The 18151-nt window shown below is 68.2% G+C and carries 17 protein-coding genes; 5 read left to right on the plus strand and 12 right to left on the minus strand.

Annotated features, from left to right (window positions below; genetic code table 11):
• Nucleotides 1-21: 21 nt before the first annotated feature.
• From BST28_RS02790 to BST28_RS25020, 8 genes are all read right to left on the minus strand, one after another.
• Complete coding sequence (locus BST28_RS02790) at nucleotides 22-1386, minus strand: phosphotransferase family protein (protein WP_065287444.1); 1365 nt, start codon at nucleotides 1384-1386, stop codon at nucleotides 22-24.
• Nucleotides 1383-2624, minus strand: coding sequence for an acyl-CoA dehydrogenase family protein (locus tag BST28_RS02795; protein ID WP_065287443.1), 1242 nt, complete (start codon nucleotides 2622-2624; stop codon nucleotides 1383-1385). The genes BST28_RS02790 and BST28_RS02795 overlap by 4 nt, the downstream gene beginning before the upstream one ends.
• Nucleotides 2625-2644: 20 nt before the next feature.
• Nucleotides 2645-3259: a TetR/AcrR family transcriptional regulator gene (locus BST28_RS02800; RefSeq protein WP_019738033.1), complete on the minus strand. Its 615-nt coding sequence runs from the start codon at nucleotides 3257-3259 to the stop codon at nucleotides 2645-2647.
• Between the two features lie 8 nt (nucleotides 3260-3267).
• Nucleotides 3268-4167 (minus strand): hydroxymethylglutaryl-CoA lyase, encoded by a 900-nt coding sequence (locus BST28_RS02805; RefSeq protein ID WP_109560613.1) that lies wholly within the window; start codon nucleotides 4165-4167, stop codon nucleotides 3268-3270.
• Entirely contained in the window at nucleotides 4164-5375 is a 1212-nt protein-coding gene (locus tag BST28_RS02810; RefSeq protein WP_065287442.1) for a CaiB/BaiF CoA transferase family protein, read from the minus strand. The genes BST28_RS02805 and BST28_RS02810 overlap by 4 nt, the downstream gene beginning before the upstream one ends.
• A complete protein-coding gene (locus BST28_RS02815) occupies nucleotides 5372-6556 on the minus strand; it encodes an alpha/beta hydrolase family protein (protein WP_083079752.1) in 1185 nt (394 codons plus the stop codon). The genes BST28_RS02810 and BST28_RS02815 overlap by 4 nt, the downstream gene beginning before the upstream one ends.
• Nucleotides 6553-7659, minus strand: a complete 1107-nt coding sequence (locus BST28_RS02820) for a homogentisate 1,2-dioxygenase (RefSeq protein ID WP_083079754.1) — start codon at nucleotides 7657-7659, stop codon at nucleotides 6553-6555. Before BST28_RS02820 ends, BST28_RS02815 begins: the two co-directional genes overlap by 4 nt.
• 134 nt (nucleotides 7660-7793) lie before the next feature.
• Entirely contained in the window at nucleotides 7794-9368 is a 1575-nt protein-coding gene (locus BST28_RS25020; protein ID WP_083079756.1) for a serine/threonine-protein kinase, read from the minus strand.
• 108 nt (nucleotides 9369-9476) lie between these two features.
• On the opposite strand from BST28_RS25020, the gene BST28_RS23960 reads away from it, so the two are divergent.
• On the plus strand, nucleotides 9477-10277 hold the full coding sequence (locus BST28_RS23960; RefSeq protein WP_165607028.1) for a peptidoglycan recognition protein family protein: 801 nt from the start codon (nucleotides 9477-9479) through the stop codon (nucleotides 10275-10277).
• A gap of 10 nt (nucleotides 10278-10287) precedes the next feature.
• On the opposite strand, the gene BST28_RS02835 is transcribed toward BST28_RS23960, so the two are convergent.
• From BST28_RS02835 to hisN, 3 genes are all read right to left on the minus strand, one after another.
• Nucleotides 10288-11496 (minus strand): acyl-CoA dehydrogenase family protein, encoded by a 1209-nt coding sequence (locus BST28_RS02835; protein WP_065287438.1) that lies wholly within the window; start codon nucleotides 11494-11496, stop codon nucleotides 10288-10290.
• A 41-nt stretch (nucleotides 11497-11537) separates the two neighbouring features.
• Nucleotides 11538-12929: an acyl-CoA dehydrogenase family protein gene (locus BST28_RS02840; RefSeq protein WP_083079757.1), complete on the minus strand. Its 1392-nt coding sequence runs from the start codon at nucleotides 12927-12929 to the stop codon at nucleotides 11538-11540.
• Nucleotides 12930-13041: 112 nt separating this feature from the next.
• Nucleotides 13042-13854, minus strand: coding sequence for a histidinol-phosphatase (gene hisN / locus BST28_RS02845; RefSeq protein ID WP_083079758.1), 813 nt, complete (start codon nucleotides 13852-13854; stop codon nucleotides 13042-13044).
• Nucleotides 13855-13877: 23 nt separating this feature from the next.
• Here hisN and BST28_RS02850 point away from each other — a divergent pair, with 23 nt between their 5' ends.
• Nucleotides 13878-14207, plus strand: a complete 330-nt coding sequence (locus BST28_RS02850) for a hypothetical protein (protein ID WP_065287435.1) — start codon at nucleotides 13878-13880, stop codon at nucleotides 14205-14207.
• 56 nt (nucleotides 14208-14263) lie between these two features.
• Here the strand turns inward: BST28_RS02850 and BST28_RS02855 are convergent, their stop codons facing one another.
• A complete protein-coding gene (locus BST28_RS02855; RefSeq protein WP_083079759.1) occupies nucleotides 14264-15640 on the minus strand; it encodes an FAD-dependent oxidoreductase in 1377 nt (458 codons plus the stop codon).
• A gap of 97 nt (nucleotides 15641-15737) precedes the next feature.
• Between BST28_RS02855 and prfB the strand changes: the two genes are divergently transcribed.
• From prfB to BST28_RS02870, 3 genes are all read left to right on the plus strand, one after another.
• On the plus strand, nucleotides 15738-16853 hold the full coding sequence (prfB, locus tag BST28_RS02860; protein WP_083079761.1) for a peptide chain release factor 2: 1116 nt from the start codon (nucleotides 15738-15740) through the stop codon (nucleotides 16851-16853).
• Between the two features lie 4 nt (nucleotides 16854-16857).
• Nucleotides 16858-17760 (plus strand): mechanosensitive ion channel family protein, encoded by a 903-nt coding sequence (locus tag BST28_RS02865; RefSeq protein ID WP_065287432.1) that lies wholly within the window; start codon nucleotides 16858-16860, stop codon nucleotides 17758-17760.
• Nucleotides 17757-18151, plus strand: a 395-nt coding sequence (locus BST28_RS02870) for an Rv3103c family proline-rich protein (RefSeq protein ID WP_083079762.1), incomplete at its 3' end; no start/stop codon positions are given. The genes BST28_RS02865 and BST28_RS02870, both read left to right, overlap by 4 nt.

An 18151-nucleotide genomic window follows, 5' to 3' on the forward strand; every position in this document is an offset into this window, starting at 1 on the left:
TGTCGCGCAGTGACTCTAACGTCAGCGGTCGTAGCCGGGGTGGTCGATCGCCAGCCGGTGGCGCACCAGCGTGTACAGGCAGGCGGTGAGCGCATCGGGCCGGTCGTCGAACTCACCGGCACGGATGGCGGTGGCCAGTGCGGCTTCGTCGGCGAAACCCAGTCCGGTCAGCGCTTGGGTCTCGGCGCTGCCCGCGGGGTCGCACAACTCCCGTTCGACGATGCGCAGCGCGTTGGCGGCCACCCGGGCGTGGAAGTTGACCTGGCCCTCGGTGGCGGCCCGGATATCGGTGTCGAGGAACTCGGCGACCGCGGCGATGAGCTCGGCCGCGGTGGGGCGCCGGCCGGTCACAGCCGGCCCCGATGGCCCGGCCCCTTCGCCCGTCGCTGCGCTGCGAGTGTCCTCGTCGGGGGCGCGAGCCAGCAGTCGCAGCAGGTCCCATTCGGTTTCGGAGACCCGCCGGCCGATGGTCGCCAGCTCCACCGAGCGCGTCTGCCCGCTCAGGTGCCGCTCGGCCTGGTAGCGGCAGATGATTCCCCACCGCAGCGTGCCCAGCAGCAGCCACCAGTCGAATCGCCGGCGGTCGACCGCCGTGCCGGCGGCCTGCTCGTAGGCGGTCAGGAACGCCTCGATCGGTCCCAGCCCGCCGGCGCCGCGCTCGATCGGCGCGCCGAACCGCCAGGCCCGGAGGCAGAACCAGGCCAAGTCCTCACAGCCGTCGCCGAGATGTACCAGCTCCCAGTCCAGCACGGCCGCCAGCTCGGCGCCGTCGACGATCAGGTTGCCCATCCGGAAGTCACCGTGCACCAGCTGAGGCGGGGCCGGCGGCGGGCGATGGGAGTCCAGCCACCGAAACGCCCACTCGAAGGGGGCCGTGGTGTCGTTCATCGCGTCCAGCTGATTGCGGCAGGCGGTGAGCTGGTCTTCCGCGCTGAGGGCGATGCCCGCCGGGTCGGCGCGGTGAATGGCCGCCAGCGCCTGCGCACACTGGTGCAACAGGGCTTGGCGTCCGGCGTCGTCGAGCTGACGTTCAATGCGTCGAACCACCGTCTCGCCGGGAATAGCGTCGCAAATCAAAAACGGATTTCCCAGTGCCGCAGGCGAATTGTCAGCGATCAGTACCGTCGGCACCGGGGCGCCGGCTTTGCGCGCGGCCCGTTGCGCATGGGCTTCCAGCTCCATGCTGGCGTGGATCTCATCGGGTGGTCCGGTGCGCAGGATCAACGCCCGCCGCTGCGGGGATTCCCCGGACTGCACCACCGCATCGAATGCCCACGTGGCCCGGCTGGCGCCGCCGGTCAGCGCTCGCAGGCCCTCGACGACGACCGGACCCAACGCCGGCGCCAGTACCCCGGGCAGCCGCTCGGCCAGCCGATCGGCAGTCATCGCCGACGGTCGAATCCGAACAGGCGCTGCGCGACCCGGCGGATCTGGATCTCCTCGGCGCCCTCGGTGATGCGGTAGCGGCGGTGATGGCGGTAGATGTGCTCGAAGGGCTCGTGGCGGGTGTAGCCGATCCCGCCGAAGGTCTGGATGGCCCGGTCCGCGGCGTCGCAGACCAGCCGGTTGGCGCGATAGTTGGCCATCGACACCTTGTCGGAGACCTCCAGGTGGTGGTCACGGTCCAGATGCCAGGCCGCGTAATACACCAGCAGGCGCACCATCTGGGCCTCGGTGGCCAGCTCGGCCAACGGCCACTGCACGGCCTGATTCACCGACAACGGCTTGCCGAAGACCACACGTTGCGTGGCGTACTCGGCGGCCCGGTCGATGCAGTACTGGGCGGCACCTAGGCTGGAGGCCGCCTGGCGGATCCGGTTCTCGTGCAGGAACGTCTGGGCCACCTCCAGGCCACGATCCACCTCGCCGAGTATCGCGTCGTCGGGCACCCGGACGTCGTTGAGCTCCACCTCGCCGTGGTCGGTGGGCATGTTGAACGTCCACCAGTAGAACGGCACGCGGAAACCCGGTGTGTCGGTGGGCACCAGGAACGCGGTGATGCCACGCGCCGAGCCGGGGTCCCCGGACGTGCGTGCGAAGACCAGGTCATGGGTGGCGCGATGCACGCCGGTGTTGAACCGCTTGGCGCCATTGATCACCCAGCCGGCACCTTCGCGCTCGGCGCGGGTCTCCATCCAGGTCGCATCCGAGCCGTGCGCGGGTTCGGTCAGGCCGAATGCCATCGACCGCTCACCGGTGATGAGGGCCTGCGACCACTCCCGGCGCTGCTCGTCGGTGCCGAACCGCTCCATCATGATCACCTGCGGAAAGTTCCCGACGATCGACGACTCGTCCTGCAGGTCGTTGTGCAGGCCGAGTCCCTTGTGCGCCAGATGCTCCCGGATCACCGCCATGTCGACGTTGGTTCCGTCGCGGCCGCCCACCGACGACGGCAGCCCGTAGCGCAGCCATCCGGCGGCGTCGGCCCGGCGGCGCATCTCGGCGAGCAGCTCCTCCCAGTCCCGGTTCGGGATACCGCCGTTCTCCACGTCGGTGCGGGCGAACTCGCGGCGATGGTCGAAGTACTGCATGTTCTCGGCCTGCAGCGGGGCGATCTCGCGCTCGATGAAATCGTCCATCTCGGCCAGCAATGCGGGAAGATGTTCGGGCAGTGTGAAGTCCATGGCATGTCCTTTGTCGGTGGTCAGCAGCCGTACAGGGTCTTCCTCCAGATGGTCGACAGCGTAGCGATGGCGTCGCTGTCGCTGATTCGCCAGCCCGGTCCGGACGGACCGACGAAGACGACGGTGAAGTTCTCGAACAGCAGCGCGATCGCCGCCGCGATGTGGTCGGGGTCGAGATCGAGGCCGTGGCCCTGCTGCTGCGCGCGCCGAACCGAGGCGGCGACGACCTCCATACCGAATCGGCGGAATTCGTTTTGCAGCGCGGCGAATCGCTGCTCGGTGGCCGCGAGTTGAGCGACGGCGATCATGACGCCGATGTTCTGCTTGAACATGCTCCAGTAGGCGCTGACCGCCGAGGTGAAGAACTCGGTGTCCTGCGCGGAGTCCGGCAGTCCCATTTTCAGCCCGGAAGGCTCCACCACGTCGGTCAGAAATGACTCCGCCAGGGTGGCGAGCAGATCTTCTTTGTCGTGGAAATACCGGTAGAGCACCGCCGGGGACTTGCCGGCCGCGGATGTGATGTCGGCCAGCGTGGTCCCGTGAAAACCGCGTTCTGCGAACAGTTTCCGAGCGGCCTGCTCGATCGCCTGGCGTGTTTGGCGGCCTTTCGAGCTGAGCTCCCGCTGGCTGGACATGGTGGCGTTCAGTCTCGCTTCCGGTCACCGGCGGCCAGCAGCGCGCTGGGCAATGGGTGTCCGACGACCGAACTGGCCACGCCGGCCGCGGCGATGGCGGCCTGCAAATCGATGCCGGTGTCGATGCCGCAGTCGCCCAGCAGGTAGACGAGATCCTCGGTGGCGATGTTGCCGGTGGCGCCGGGCGCGAACGGGCAGCCCCCCAAGCCCCCGGCGGAGGCGTCCAGGCGCGTCACACCGCAGCTGACCGCGGTATAGGCGCAGGCCAGCCCGGCGCCGCGGGTGTTGTGGAAGTGCGCCCCCAGTGCCATCTCACCGATGATCGGGCGCACGGCCGCGATCAGATCGGTGACGCGCGCCGGCGTGGTGGTGCCGATGGTGTCGGCGATGGACAGGCGGTCGACTCCGAACGCGCGCGCCGATGCGGCGATCTCGGTGACGCGCGCGGGCGGTGTCGGTCCGTCGAACGGGCAGTCCCAGGCGGTGGCGATGATGACTTCGGCGGTCCCTCCGGCGTCGTGGGCGATGCCGGCGATGTCGGGGATCGCGGCGACGGCCTCTGCGGTCGGCCGGCCGACATTGGCCGAGCTGAACGAATCCGAGGCGCACACCACATACTCGATCGAGGTCAGGCCCGCGGCCACCGCCCGGGCGGCGCCACCGGGGCTGGCGACCAGCGCGGAGAACTCCAGGTCGGGGTAGCGCCACAGCTCGGCGGCGAGTTCGGCGGCATCGGCCAGGGCGGGGACCTTGGTGGGGGAGACGAACGAGGTCACCTCGACCTCGCGTACCCCGGTGGCGGCGATCGCGTCCAGCAGTTCGAGTTTGGCGCGCAACGGGATCGGCTGCTCGATCTGCAGCCCGTCGCGCATGGCCACCTCGCGGATCGAGACCTGGCTGGGAATCACAGCACCCCCTCGGCGCGGAGGTCATCCAGTTCTGCTTCGGTCTTGCCCAGCAGCCCGGCGAAGACCTCGGCGTTGTGTTGTCCGGGCCGGGCCGACCCGGCGTTACGGATAGCGCCCGGGGTTTCCGAAAGCACCGGGATGATCCCGGGGCCCAACACCGTGCGTTCGGCACGTTCGTCCCAATGCTCGGCGAGCATGCCGCGAGCGCGTAGCTGCGGATCGTTGACCACCTCGGCGACGGTGTTGATCGGACCGGAGATCACTCCGGCATCGCTCAGCGTCGCGATGATGTCGTCGGGCTTACGTTGCGCCGCCCATTCGCCGATGATCGCGTCCAGCTCGTCCTGGTTGCTGCCGCGCGCCACGTGGTCGGCGAACCGGGGGTCGGTCGCCAGCTCGGGGGAGCCCATGGCCTGGCACAGCCGGGCGAACACACTGTCCTGGTTGGCGGCGATCACCACCCAACTGCCGTCGGCGGATTGGTAGATGTTCGACGGCGCGATGCCCTCCAGGCGGGTTCCGGACGGCCCGCGTACCACGCCACCGACGTCGTAATCCGGAATCGTGGATTCCTGGATGGCCAAGCAGGATTCGGTCAGCGCGACGTCGACCACCTGGCCCTGGCCGGTGACGGTGCGCCGGTAGAGCGCGGCCAGCGCACCTTGCGCGGCGAACATGCCGGCCAGGCTGTCGCCCAAAGACAGTGCCAGCCGTGGCGGTGGTCCGCCGGGGAAGCCGTTCATGTGCCGCAGCCCGCTGGCCGCCTCGGCGACCGAGGCGTACCCGGCCTTGTGCGCGTCCGGACCGGTCTGGCCGTAACCGGAGACTCGCACCAGGATGATGCCTTTGTTGCGTTGCCGCAGCCGATCGAATCCCAGGCCCCAGCGTTCCAGTGTGCCGGGGCGGAAGTTCTCCACGACGATATCGGCGTGCTCGATCAGCTCCAGGAACAGCTCGCTGCCGCGGTCGGTGCGCAGGTCCAGGGTGACTGCCTTCTTGTTGCGGGCATGCACGGTCCAGAAGAAGTGGTGCCCGTCCTGTTCGGCCTGGCCCCAGGTGCGCAGCGGATCAGGTTTGCCGGGCAGCTCGATCTTGATGACCTCGGCGCCCATGTCGCCGAGCAGCCGCCCGGCGAAGGGGCCGGAGATCAGCGTGCCGAGTTCGATGACACGGATGCCGTCTAGCGCACCGACGGGAGTTGCAGTCATACCGACGAGCCTACGAAGTCATGCCGGCCCAGCCAATCGGTGACGATGTCCACCGCCTGGCGCAGCGCACCGCGCTGATCCGGGCCGGCGTAATAGTGGTTGGCGCCGGGGATTTCGTGCATTTCCTTGTCCGGGTGCCCGATCGCCGCGTAGAGCCGGCGGGTGTGGCTGGGGGTGCAGGCGTCATCGGCCATGTTGCCGATCACCAGGGCGGGAACCGCGATGTCGTTGCCGCAGTCCACCCCGTCGCCGTTCGCGTCGTCGTAGCTCCACTGCGACAGCCAGCTGCGCAGCGTGCAGAACCGCGCGAGGCCGACCGGGCTCATGTTCACCACCTGCGGATCGCCCAGATAGCAGCTGCCGGGAGTGCGGTCGTTGGGGTCCACGGTCGGGTCCAGCCAGCGCGGGTCGGCCATGGTGCCGTGCACGACGAACGCGAATTCGTCCTCGGGGCGCCCGGCGGCCTTGAGCTCGGCCAGCTTCGCCTTGACCCAGGCGGTGATCCGGCGGTTCCGGTCGATCTGGGCGGCCCGGTAGCGGTCCAGGAATTCTTGGGTGTACGGCGGCTGGTTGGGGTTGTCCGGGTTGTAGAGATCGAGTTCCGGGTCGCGTTTGGTCGGATCGGATTCGTCGAGGATCGAGGCGTCCAGCCACTCGGTCATGGTGCCGTGCCGGCTGATGTGTGCCGCCAGCAGCATGACACCGTCGGCGGGGACCAGCCCCAGCGTGGTCAGGTCGGGGCCGTCACCGGACGGGCTGGATGTCACCGTCGGATGCTGCGCCTGCTGCTGGTAGAACAGCGACAGCGAGCCGCCGCCGCTCCAGCCGGCCAGCACCACCTTGGAGTAGCCGAGCCGGTTCTTGGCATCCTTGATGCATTCGCCGAGGTCTTCGACCACTTTTTCCATCAGAAGGGCGGAGTCGGTGCCGCGGAATCGGCTGTTGCAGTAGATGACGTGATGGCCGGCGCGGGCCAGCGCGTTGACCATCGGCAGGTAGGCGCCCCCGCCGATCGGGTGCATGAACACCAGGACGGTATCGCTCGGCGCGTCCTTGGGCCGCAGCAGGTAACTCTCCAGCACCACCAGCTCGGCGACGCCGCCGTAGACGTCACGGACACCCGAATTATTCTGGTAGGCAATCAGATAGGGGATGCGGTCGTAGTCGTGCTTGGCGGTCATGCGTGCTGTCCTAGGTCGTGGGCGAGAACTTCCGGTGACGGGGTCAGCCGGCGGCGGGTGTCGATGGCGACGACCTGCCAGTCGACGCGCTGGTAGTCGTCGAACTTGCGCCGGGCCCGTTCGCGCGCCTTCTCCGGGGCGCCGTGGTGCACGCCCTGCGGCGCATGGCTGATCAGGCCCGGCGGCATCGGAATCCCGTAGAGCGACCCGCCGTGGAAGAACGCGATCTCGTCGTAGTCGACGTTGCGGTGATACCAGGGGGTGCGCTCGGTGCCCGGCACCCCTTCGGCGGGTTTGGGCAGGAAGTTCATCACGTACACCCCGGTGGCCTGCATGAACAGGTGCACCGTCGGGGGCAGGTGCACGGAATCGGAGGTGACGACGTTGTAGTCGGCGATGTTGAAGGTGAACGCGAAGTTGTCGCCGCGCCAACCTTCCACGTCGATCGGATTATGCTGGTAGACAAGCGATGTCATCTCGACGCCATTGATAGGCCGGTGGATGAGCCTGACTTCGTAGGCATCTCGCCCGTCGTCCTCCAGCGGGGTCGGCTCGGGGATCACCGCCTGCGACGGGTCGAACGGGAAGTGCCGGCCCAGTGGGCCCGGTGGTGGGACCCGGAATTCGTCGGTGGCCTCGATCAGCAGCAGGGTCGTCTCGGTGGCCGGCAACTGACGCCAGGTGGTGGCCTTGGGCAGATACACCCAGTCGCCTTGCCGGTAGTCCAGGGGACCGAACTCGGTTTCCAATCGTCCGGTGCCGGCGTGCACGAAGCACAACAGGTCACCGTCTACGTAGCGGACGTGAAACGGCATCTCCGCCGAGCGCCGGGACAGCGAGATGCAGCAGTCGTTGTTGTCGAACAGTCGCAGGGGGTGTCCGGCGGGGTCGGTGGCGTCGGCGGGTTGCAGCTGCGAGGCCAGGACGTCGATGGGGCGCAGCGGACCCTGGGCGCGGTAGGCGGTCGGGTCGTGCCGCCGGTACATGTTGGCGGTGCGGCCGGTGAACCCGCCGCGGCCCAGCTCGTCGTCCTTCAGGCCGTCCAGATCGGCGTGCAGGCGCTGGGGAGTGGTGCCTTTGCGCAGGTGAACGAAGGATTCCATCGGCGGCTCCCGACTGATCGACCAAAAGTAAAAGCGATATTACTTTTTGTTTAGAGCGGGGGCAACCGCCGGACGGCCCGGATTCTCCCGCCGAGCCGGCTCGTGATCGCAAAGGACGCCGGTGCACTCGGGGATCAACAGGTGATGACGTAGCCGGGGTCGGTGGTCGCGTTCAGCCACTTGCCATAAGCGTTGCCGCCCGCAGCGCGGACGGCGCTGCACACCTGCGCCCGGGTCGTGCCGGCCGGCTTGAATACCGCGTATATGGGATTGCCGGCGTCGGTAGCTTGCCTCAGGGACGGGCAGCTGGTGTCGGTGCGCAGGTAGAACGCTCCAGGGTGCGCGTCGAGCAGGCGTTGCACACCCGCCGCATACAGCCCCGGGGTGGTGACCGACCCGAGGATGACAACTCCCTGGCCGTCGCAGCTTGGAAAACTGATCGGCGTGCCCAGCCCGAGGTCACCCGGACGAGTCCCCGCCCTGGTCGTGTCACGAGGGGAAGGGGGGATCAGCGGCGGTGCCGCCTGCCTGGTGACCGTTATCGGTGGCGGTGCGGCCTGGGTGACAGTGACCGGCGGTGCCGCGGGGCGGGTGACGGTCGCGACAGGCTCTTGATAATCGGCCGGTGTTGAGGGCGCGGCCGGCGGTGTCGGGGCGTCGTGCACCGAACTCGGCTGTGCCAGCCGGGCACCGACGAAGGCGACCATGCCGACCGCTGCCAGTGCGGCGATGCTGCCGCCGGTCAGCGCCACCTTCCGGGGGATGGTAAGGGAATCGGCTGGTGCGTCAGCGACTTTCCCGGCGACACCAGGCTTCGCCGCGGACGCGGCATTCGCGGCGCCGCGTGTGTTTTCGCCCGGAGCAGCGCCGCCCGCCGCGTACCGCTCCAGCATCGTCGCGAATTCGCGGCAACTTCCGAACCGTTCGGAGGGTTCTTTGGCCATCGCCTTGGCGAGTACGTCATCCATCGGAGCAAGGCCGACGCGCAAGTTTCCCGCCCTCGGCGGCGGCGCTGAAAGATGGGCGGCGAGAACCGCGGCCGGATTGGTGTCAGCAAACGGCGGTCTACCACTCAAGAGGTGAAAGGCGGTGCAGGCCAGGGCGTACTGATCGGCACGGCCGTCGAGGGGACGGCCCATGAGTTGTTCGGGCGCGGCGTAGTCGACGGTTCCAATGGCGACGTTGGTGGCGGTCAATCCGCTGATTTCATCTGTATCGCGGGCGATCCCGAAGTCTGCCAAGACAATGCGACGGTCGGCGGATCCCGGCTCGGAGATGAGAATATTCGCGGGTTTGACGTCTCGGTGCAGCAGTTTTCGCTGGTGGGCGTAATCGAGCGCGTCGGCGATCGCGGTGACTATCTTGAGCGCATCGTCGACCGGCATTCCGTAACGGTGGTGGTCCCGCAGCAGGCGCGCGGCATCGGTACCGGCCACATAGTCCATGGTGATCCACAACTGGTCGTTGTATTCTCCGCGGTCGTGGATCTCCACGATGTGGGGATGCCAGAGTGAGGCGGCGATGTCGGCCTCACGTGCGAATCGTCGTCTGTATGCCGGGTCGGCACTGATGTCGGCGGGCAGCACCTTCAGCGCTTCCTGGCGCGGCAGTCGGGGGTGCTGTACGAGGTAGACCTCGCCCATTCCGCCGGTACCGAGAGGCCGCAGGATGCTGTATCCGGCGAACCTTTCACCATCGGTCAGTGGCATAGGCGGAATGGTATCGAGACCCCCGGACATGGAACCCGATCATGGACTCCAGCCGACATTGCCGGTGAGGTCACCAGATCCTCGGCGGGTGTCCGTATGGTGGCGGGCATGGACGCAGGCCGACGGCAGTTGCTGCAATTATGCGGCGGGTTGGGACTGGCCGTTGCACTGGGGGCATGCTCGCAGCGGACGAGGGCCCGGCAGGGAGCCGAGCCCGAAACCCCCGTGAACTCAGTGCCGTTGACGGACGCCGGCGGTCCCCCCGAAACCGTCGCTGCGCCGCAGAGCGTGCCTCCACCGGTCGCCGAGCCGACGCCGCCCTCGGGCGTGTTGCTGTGCCGCGAAGCCTGGGGTGCCCGGCCGGCACTGCCCGGTGGGCGGCCGCACCGGATCACCCGGATGACGATCCACCATTCCGGCGTCGTCTTGAGTGACAATCGCACCATCGCCGAGCGACTCCGCCAACATCAGCGATACCACCAGGACGAGCACGGCTGGATCGACATCGCCTACCATGTCGGAATCGACCTCGACGGCAACATTTTCGAGCTGCGCGATACCGGCCTGATCGGCGATACCGCAACGGATTACGATCCGGCCGGGCACTTCCTCGTACTGTGCGAAGGGAATTTCGACGAGCAGGCTGTCCCAGAGGCTCAACTTGAAAGTGTCGCACTGGTATTGGCGTGGGCGGCACAGACCTTCCAGATCCGCACCGATACCTTGGCCAGTCACCGGGACTTGACGTCCGGCACGTCCTGCCCGGGTGCGGACTTGCAAGCCTACGTCGTGTCCGGTGAAATCCGGCGCAGAGTAGATGATCTCGCAGGCGGCGGCCCGATCGGCCTGGAGTGGAAGTGCGGCCATGAAGGGGCTGCGATCATGGCCGCCATCGAGGCTGGTCGGTGAACGAGCGATCCTACTTCAGCTCGGCCGACGACAGGCCCAACAGCCGGCGGGCCACCACCAACTGCTGAATCTGTTGGGTGCCCTCGAAGATGTCGAGAATCTTCGAGTCGCGGCCCCACTTCTCCAGCAGCGTCTGCTCCGAGTAACCGGTGGTGCCCGCCAGCTCGACGGTCTTGAGGGTGACGTCGGTGGCCATCCGGCCGGCCTTGGCCTTGCCCATCGACGCCTCTTTGGAGTTGGGGATGTTGTTGTCGGCCTGCCACGCCGAGCGCAGCGTCAGCAGGTACGCCGACTCCCAGTCGGCCTCCATCCGAAGGAACTCGGCGGCCGGGGCGCTCTGCGCGTGGGCCGGCTTGTCGTACGAGATCTCCACACCGGCGTCGGTGAGGATCTTGCGCAGCTCCTCCAGGGCCGCCCGCGCCACCCCGAGCGCCATCGCCGCGACGATCGGCCGGGTGTTGTCGAAGGTCTCCATGACTCCGGAGAAGCTCTTCTCGGTGTTGATCTCCGGGCTGCCCAGCAGGTTGTCCTTGGGGATGCGGGCGTTGTCGAACCGGATCACCGCGGTGTCGGAGGCCTTGATGCCCAGCTTGTGCTCGAGGCGTTCCACGGTGACGCCGGGGTGCTCACGCGGCACGATGAACGACTTGATCGCCGCGCGCCCCAACGACTTGTCCAGCGTCGCCCACACCACGATGTGGGTGGCCCGCGAGCCGGCGGTGACGAAGATCTTCTCGCCGTTGATCACATACTCATCGCCGTCCAGGGTGGCCGTCGTGCTCACCGCGGCCGAGTCGGAACCGAAGCTCGGCTCGGTGATCGCCATCGCGGCCCACACCTTGCCGAGGCGTTCGAGCTGTTCGTCGGTGGCCACGCCCGAGATCGCCGCGTTGCCCAGCCCCTGGTAGGGCACCGACAGCATCAAAGCGACGTCGCCCCAGCTCATCTCGAGAACCTGCAACAGCGCGGCCATGTTGGCGCCGTTGCGGTTGCCCTCTTTGCCCTCGGATTCGCGGAACGCCTCGGCCCCGGCCAACGCGTTACCGCCGGCCTTCGACACCCCCTCGAACAGCGTCTCGAGCGTGTCGAGTTCGACCGGGTAGGCGTGCTCGCGCTGGTCATACTTGCGCGAGATCGGGCGCAGCATCTCGGCGGCGCCGGCGTGCGTCATCTCGATGACATTCTGCAGCTTCTTGGGGAGTTCCAGATTGATTGCCATGTCAGGTCTTTCAGATCGTTATCGGTGGGAATGACGTGGACTCAGATGACCAGGACGCCCTCGGCGACGCCGATGGCCCGCAGGTCGCGGTACCAGCGCTCGACCGGGTGTTCCTTGACGTAGCCGTGACCGCCGAGCAGCTGCACGCCGTCCAGGCCGATCTGCATGCCCTTGTCGGTGGCGATCCGCTTGGCCAGCGCGGCCTCTCGGATGAACGGCAGACCCTGCTCGGCACGAGCCGCCCCGCGCCAGGCCATCAGCCGCAGGCCGTCGAGTTCGATGGCGATGTTGGCGCACATGAACGCCACCGACTGCCGGTGGGCGATCGGCTCGCCGAAGGCGTGGCGCTCCTTGATGTAGGGCATCACGTAGTCGAGCACCGCGTGGCTGGTACCGACCGCCAGCCCGGCCCAGCCCAGGCGCGACAGCGCGATCGCCTCGGAGTAGTCGGAATCGGTCGCAGCGTCCTCGCCGAGGCGGGCGGTCAGCGGCACCGACACCTTGTTCAGCTCGATCTGGCCCAGTGCCGCGGCGCGGATCCCCATGCTCGGGTCGGCCTTGACGGTCAGGCCCTGGGCCGAGGACTCCACGATGAACAGCGCCGGCTTGCCGTTGAGTTGGGCGGCCACGATGAACAACTCGGCGTTCGCCGCCGCCGGCACCAGGGACTTGACGCCGTCCAGCCGGTAGCCGCTGGGGGTGCGCACGGCGGTGGTCTTGAGGTTGGTGGGGTCGAACAGCGGCTGCGGTTCGGTGATGGCCACGCACGCCTGGGGGACGTTCTCACCGGCGAACTCCGGCAGGTAGGTGGCCTGTTGGTCGGCGCTTCCCCAGTGCGTCAGCGCGGCGGCCACACCGCCCGGCGCCAGGATCGGCAGCGCCAGGCCCATGTCGCCGTAGGCCAGGGCCTCGGCGACCAGCACGTTGGTGATCGCGGAGCGGTGTGCGGCGATCCCGTCGAAGTCCTCGGGGATGTTGATCGCGGTGATCCCCAGTTCGGCGGCCTTGCCGATCAGTTCGGGCGGGTAGTCGGCGGCCTCGTCGGCGTCGTGGGCGGCCGGGCGCAGAATCTCCGCGGCGAACTCATCGACCGTCTCGACGATCATCTGCTGCTCGTCGTCGGGGGTCAGGTCGAAGTAGTCTTTGCCGCTCGCCTTGAGCCGGGTGGGGGCCTTGCCCAGGGTCTGGACCCGCTTGAACTCGCGGCCGGTGGCCCCGGCCACCGAGAAGACGGTCTTGACCCCATAGTTCAGGGTCCGGTTGAGGGGGTTGCGCAGGTTATGCCGGTCCAGGAACTCTCGGCTGACCAGGGGGGTGACCAGAGCCAGGGCGGTCGCGATCGGGGTGCGCTTGGGCTTCTCCAGGCCGATCGCGCTCGAGCGGGTCGACCGCTTGTTCTTGGAGCCGGGGGTGACGGATGCGGTGTCAGTCATGTCAGGGCCTCACTGAAAGTGAAAAGTATCGGTGAGACCACCTTACTCCGAAGTAAGATGACTCGATAGTAAGGTGTGACGAATTCGTCAGCGGGCGCCCACCGCGGTGCCCCTAACCCGCGGTCAGGCGGCCCAGAGTCGGCTCGTGCAACAGGGCGTTGGCGGCCACCGCGCTGCCGCCGTGCGGGCCCGGGGCGCCACTCAGATCGGTGAACGTCCCGCCTGCCTCGCGCACCAGTACATCCAGGGCGGCCAGGTCCCACACCGACACCGCCGGTTCGATGACGACGTCGACGGCGCCCTCGGCCAGCAGGCAGTAGGCCCAGAAGTCGCCGTAGGACCGCACCCGCCACACCGCGTCGGTCAAGTCGAGGAACTGCTCGCGCAGACCGCGCAGGGCCCAGGTCGTCAGGCCGGCGAACGACAGGCTGGCCGAGTCCAGGTCGCCCACCGCCGACACCGACAGTCGTCGCGCCGGGCCGTCACCGAACGTGCCGAACGCGCCCTGGCCTTCGGCGGCCCACCATCGCCGGCTCAGCGCGGGGGCGCTGATGACTCCGATGCGCGGCACGCCGTCGATGAGCAGCGCGATCAGGGTGGCCCAGACCGGGACGCCCCGCACGAAGTTCTTGGTGCCGTCGATCGGATCGATGATCCACTGGCGGCCGCTGAAAGACGTTGTGCCGCCGAACTCCTCGCCGAGGATCTCATCGTTGGCCCGGTCGGCGGCCAGCATCTCGCGCAGCGCGGTCTCGACCGCCTGGTCGGCGTCGGTGACGGGGGTGAGGTCCGGTTTGGTGTCCACCCGCAGGTCCAGTGCGCCGAAGCGGGCCAGGGTGATCGAGTCCGCCCGGTCGGCCAGGGCCAACGCCAGGGTCAGGTCCTCGTGGAGATCGGGGTCGAGATTGTCGTTGCTCTGCGCCATGGCTGCAGTCCTACCATGGCCTGATGTGGGAGATGTGGGCGCTGCTGTTGCTGTTGGCGATTCTGGCGGTGTTCCTGGCGCCGCGGTTCTTCCGGCCCGGACCGGGCGGCGGGGCGCAGGAGGGCACCCTGCTGGTCACCGGTGTCAGTCCGCGACCCGACGTCGACGGGGTGCAGTACGTCACGATCACCGGCGTGCTGAACGGACCCACGTTGGATGAGCACGAGGTCTATCAGCGCCTGGCGGTCGACGTGGCCAACTGGCCGCGCATCGGCGAATTGCTGCCGGTGGTGTACTCGCCGCGCAACCCCGACAACTGGAATCTGGTAGCCCCACCATCCCCCGGGGAGTGAATCGGCCGGCGGCGTCGCGTCGGGAACTCTTGCGCGCGTCGCAGCACGCTCCCCGCTCAGCCGCGCCCGACCCGAAGCATCTCGGCGACGCTGACCAGCTTGACCCGGGGCCGGCCGTGCGGCTCCCCGCTGGATCGCTCGTGGGCGTCGATCAGCTGCCAGTGCTCGCCGGTCACCAGGTCGGGCTGGCGTGACAGCAGCCACTTGAGCAGCTGCACATCGCGGTCCGCGTCGACATCGGGCAACTCGGCTGCTGCTGCCCGAGCGGCCAGGTCGGCGGCGAGTGTATCGACGGTGGCCTGCGAGTCGCTCTTGTTGGAACCGATCACCCCCGAGGGCCCGCGCTTGATCCACCCGACCACGTACTGGTTGCGGGTGCCCTCGATACGGCCGTCGGTGTGCGGAATGGTGCAGCTGCGCTCGTCGAACGGCAGACCCGGCGTCGGCACCCCGCGGTAGCCGACCGCGCGCACCACCAGATCGACCGGCAGCACCTCGCGCTCCCCGGTGTCGCGGGCGCTGACCCTGCCGTCTTCGTCGGTGACCAGCTCGTTGCGGCCCAGGACGATCTCCTGGACCCGGCCCTCGCCGCGGATCTCGATCGGGGAGGTGCGGAACCGGAACACGATCCGGCGGTTGCCCGGATGCTGTTCGCGGCCGACGTAACCGCTGAGCACCTTGAAGTTCGCCTTGGCGTGTTTGCCGGAGGCGTCGACGTCGGACTCGGTGATGCCGTCTAACTCTTCGGGTTCGATCACCACGTCGACGCCCTCGAGGCTTTTCATCTCGCCCAGTTCTCGTAGTTCGGGGCTGGTGAAGGTGGCCTGCAGCAGCCCGCGCCGGCCGATGATCACCACCTCTTCGATACCGCGCGGGTGCAGCAGTTCCAGCGCGTGGTCGGCGATGTCGGTGCTCCGCAGCTCGTCGGGGTCGCTGACCAGAATGCGGGCCACGTCCAGGGCCACGTTGCCGTTGCCGATCACCACCGCGCGCTTACCGCTCAGGTCCGGAGTCATGTCGGTGTAGTGCGGGTGGCAGTTGTACCAGCCGACGAAGTCGACGGCCGCGAGGCTGCCGGGCAGGTCTTCGCCCGGGATACCGAGGTGGCGGTCGGACTGTGCTCCCACGGCGTAGATCACCGCGTCGTAGCGTTCGGCAAGTTCTGCGGGCTGGACGTGTTCGCCGACGGCGATGTTGCCGAAGAACCGGAATCGGGGATCGGCGGCGGTCTTCTCGAACTGCGCACTGATCGACTTGATCTTCGGGTGATCGGGTGCCACGCCGGAGCGCACCAGACCCCACGGCGTGGGCAGCATCTCCAGCATGTCGACGCGCACATCGACCTCGCCGCCCGCGGCCAGCTTGAGCAGGGAGGCCGCGGCGAAATACCCGGACGGACCGGAGCCGACGATCGCGACGTGGTAGGGCCGCATCCTCGAACCTTCTTTCCTGTGGGGAAGTCGTACATGCACCGGCTTAACCCCGATGCTAGAGGTCGACCCCCGACGGCCGCCGGTAACCTCGGTAAACGTGGAACCCGACCGCCAGCCTGAGATCGCCGCCCTCGACACCACCTTGACCACGGTGGAGCGGGTGCTAGACGTCGACGGCCTGCGCAGCCGCATCGACAAGCTCGAACACGAGGCATCCGACCCGAACCTGTGGGACGAGCAGACCCGCGCCCAGCGGGTGACCAGTGAGTTGTCGCACGCCCAGGGGGAGTTACGCCGGGTGGAGGAGCTGCGCCGGCGCCTGGATGACCTGCCGGTGCTCTACGAACTGGCGGCCGAGGAGGAGGGCCAGGCCGCCGCCGATGCGGTGGCCGAAGCCGACGCCGAGCTGGTCTCGCTGCGGGCCGACGTCGAGGCGATGGAGGTTCGCACCCTGCTCTCCGGTGAGTACGACGAACGCGAGGCGCTGGTCACGATCCGCTCCGGGGCGGGCGGTGTGGACGCCGCGGACTGGGCGGAGATGCTGATGCGGATGTACGTCCGCTGGGCCGAGCAGCACAAGTACGGCGTCGAGGTGTTCGACATCTCCTACGCCGAGGAGGCCGGGATCAAGAGCGCGACGTTCGCGGTGCACGCCCCGTTCGCCTACGGCACGCTCTCGGTGGAGCAGGGCACCCACCGGCTGGTGCGGATCAGCCCGTTCGACAACCAGAGCCGCCGGCAGACGTCGTTCGCCGAGGTCGAGGTGCTGCCGGTGGTGGAGACCACCGACCACATCGACATCCCCGAAGGTGACGTCCGGGTCGACGTCTACCGCTCCAGCGGCCCCGGCGGGCAGTCGGTGAACACCACCGACTCGGCGGTGCGCCTCACCCACATTCCGACCGGGATCGTGGTCACCTGCCAGAACGAGAAGTCCCAGTTGCAGAACAAGGTGTCGGCGATGCGGGTGCTGCAGGCGAAGTTGTTGGAGCGCAAGCGTTCCGAGGAACGCGCCGAGCTCGACGCGCTCAAGGGCGACGGCGGCAGCTCGTGGGGCAACCAGATGCGCTCCTATGTGCTGCACCCCTACCAGATGGTCAAGGACCTGCGCACCGAGTACGAGGTCGGCAATCCGGCCGCGGTGCTCGACGGCGATATCGACGGATTCCTGGAAGCCGGAATCCGGTGGCGCAACAGGCCCGAAGGCGACTGAGTTCATGGTTTTGGCCTTCTCGCCGGGACAGCGCTGGCACGCCCTGTGGCGCAGTGAGATCGGTGAGTGGGTCATCACCAAGGGACTGCGGATCGTCCTGTTGTTGATCGGGGCGGTGTTGGCGTCGCGGTTCATCACCTGGGCCGCACGCCGCGTCACCCGCCGGCTCGAGCTCGGCTTTCAGGCCAGCGACGCGCTGGTGCGCTCGGAGGCGTCCAAGCACCGGCAGGCCGTCGCCTCGGTGATCTCCTGGGTGTCGGTGGCCATGCTCGCCGTGGTGGTCGCCGTGGAGATCACCGCAATCCTCGACGTCCCGGTCGGATCCTTGGTGGGACCGGCCGCGGTGATCGGTGGCGCCCTGGGGTTCGGCGCCCAGAAGCTGGTGCAGGACCTGCTCAGCGGCTTCTTCATCATCACCGAAAAGCAGTACGGCTTCGGTGATCTGGTGCAGCTGAGCATGGTCGGGGCGTCGGTGGAGGCGCTCGGCACCGTAGAGGACGTGACGCTGCGGGTGACCAAGCTGCGCACCGCCGACGGCGAAGTGTTCACCGTCCCCAACGGCAACATCGTCCGCTCGCTGAACCTGTCCAAGGACTGGGCGCGCGCCGTCGTCGACATCCCCATTCCCACCAGCGCCGACCTGAACCGGGTCAACGAGGTACTGCACCAGGTCTGTGAGAACGCGCGCGAGGCCGACGCCCCACTGCGGGATCTGCTGTTGGATCAGCCGTCGATCATGGGGGTGGAAAGCATCGAACTCGGCGTCGTCAATCTGCGGATGGTGGCCCGCACCTTGCCCGGCAAGCAATTCGAGGTGGGACGCCGGCTGCGCATCCAGGTGGTGCGGGCACTGGCATCGGCCGGCGTCGTCACCGCGGGTGAGGTCAAGCCGGGGGAGGCCTCGTGACACTGAGCCCGAAGAAGCCGGAGGCCACCCGCGACGCGGCGAAGCGGCGCTGGCCGGTGCACCTGTTCAATGGCCGGATCCGCACCTCGACCGTGGTGCTGATCATCGCGTTCGTCGCGGTGTGGTGGGTCTACGACACCTACCGCACGGAGCCGACACCACCGGCCGCCCCGCAGGTGGTGCCGCCCGGGTTCATCCCCGACCCGGCCTATACCTGGGTGCCGCGCACCAGGCTGCAGCAGCCCCCGGTGACCATCACCGAGACGGTCACCCCCACCCCGACCACGACCGAGGCGCCACCGACGCCCGAGGCACCGACACCGTCCCCGGAGCCCGCCTTCCCGTTCTGCCCACCGCTGTGTCCGCCGCCCGCCCTCGCTCCGCCCGAGCC

It is taken from the genome of Mycolicibacter kumamotonensis (assembly GCF_002086285.1).
Classification (GTDB): Bacteria; Actinomycetota; Actinomycetes; order Mycobacteriales; family Mycobacteriaceae; genus Mycobacterium; species Mycobacterium kumamotonense.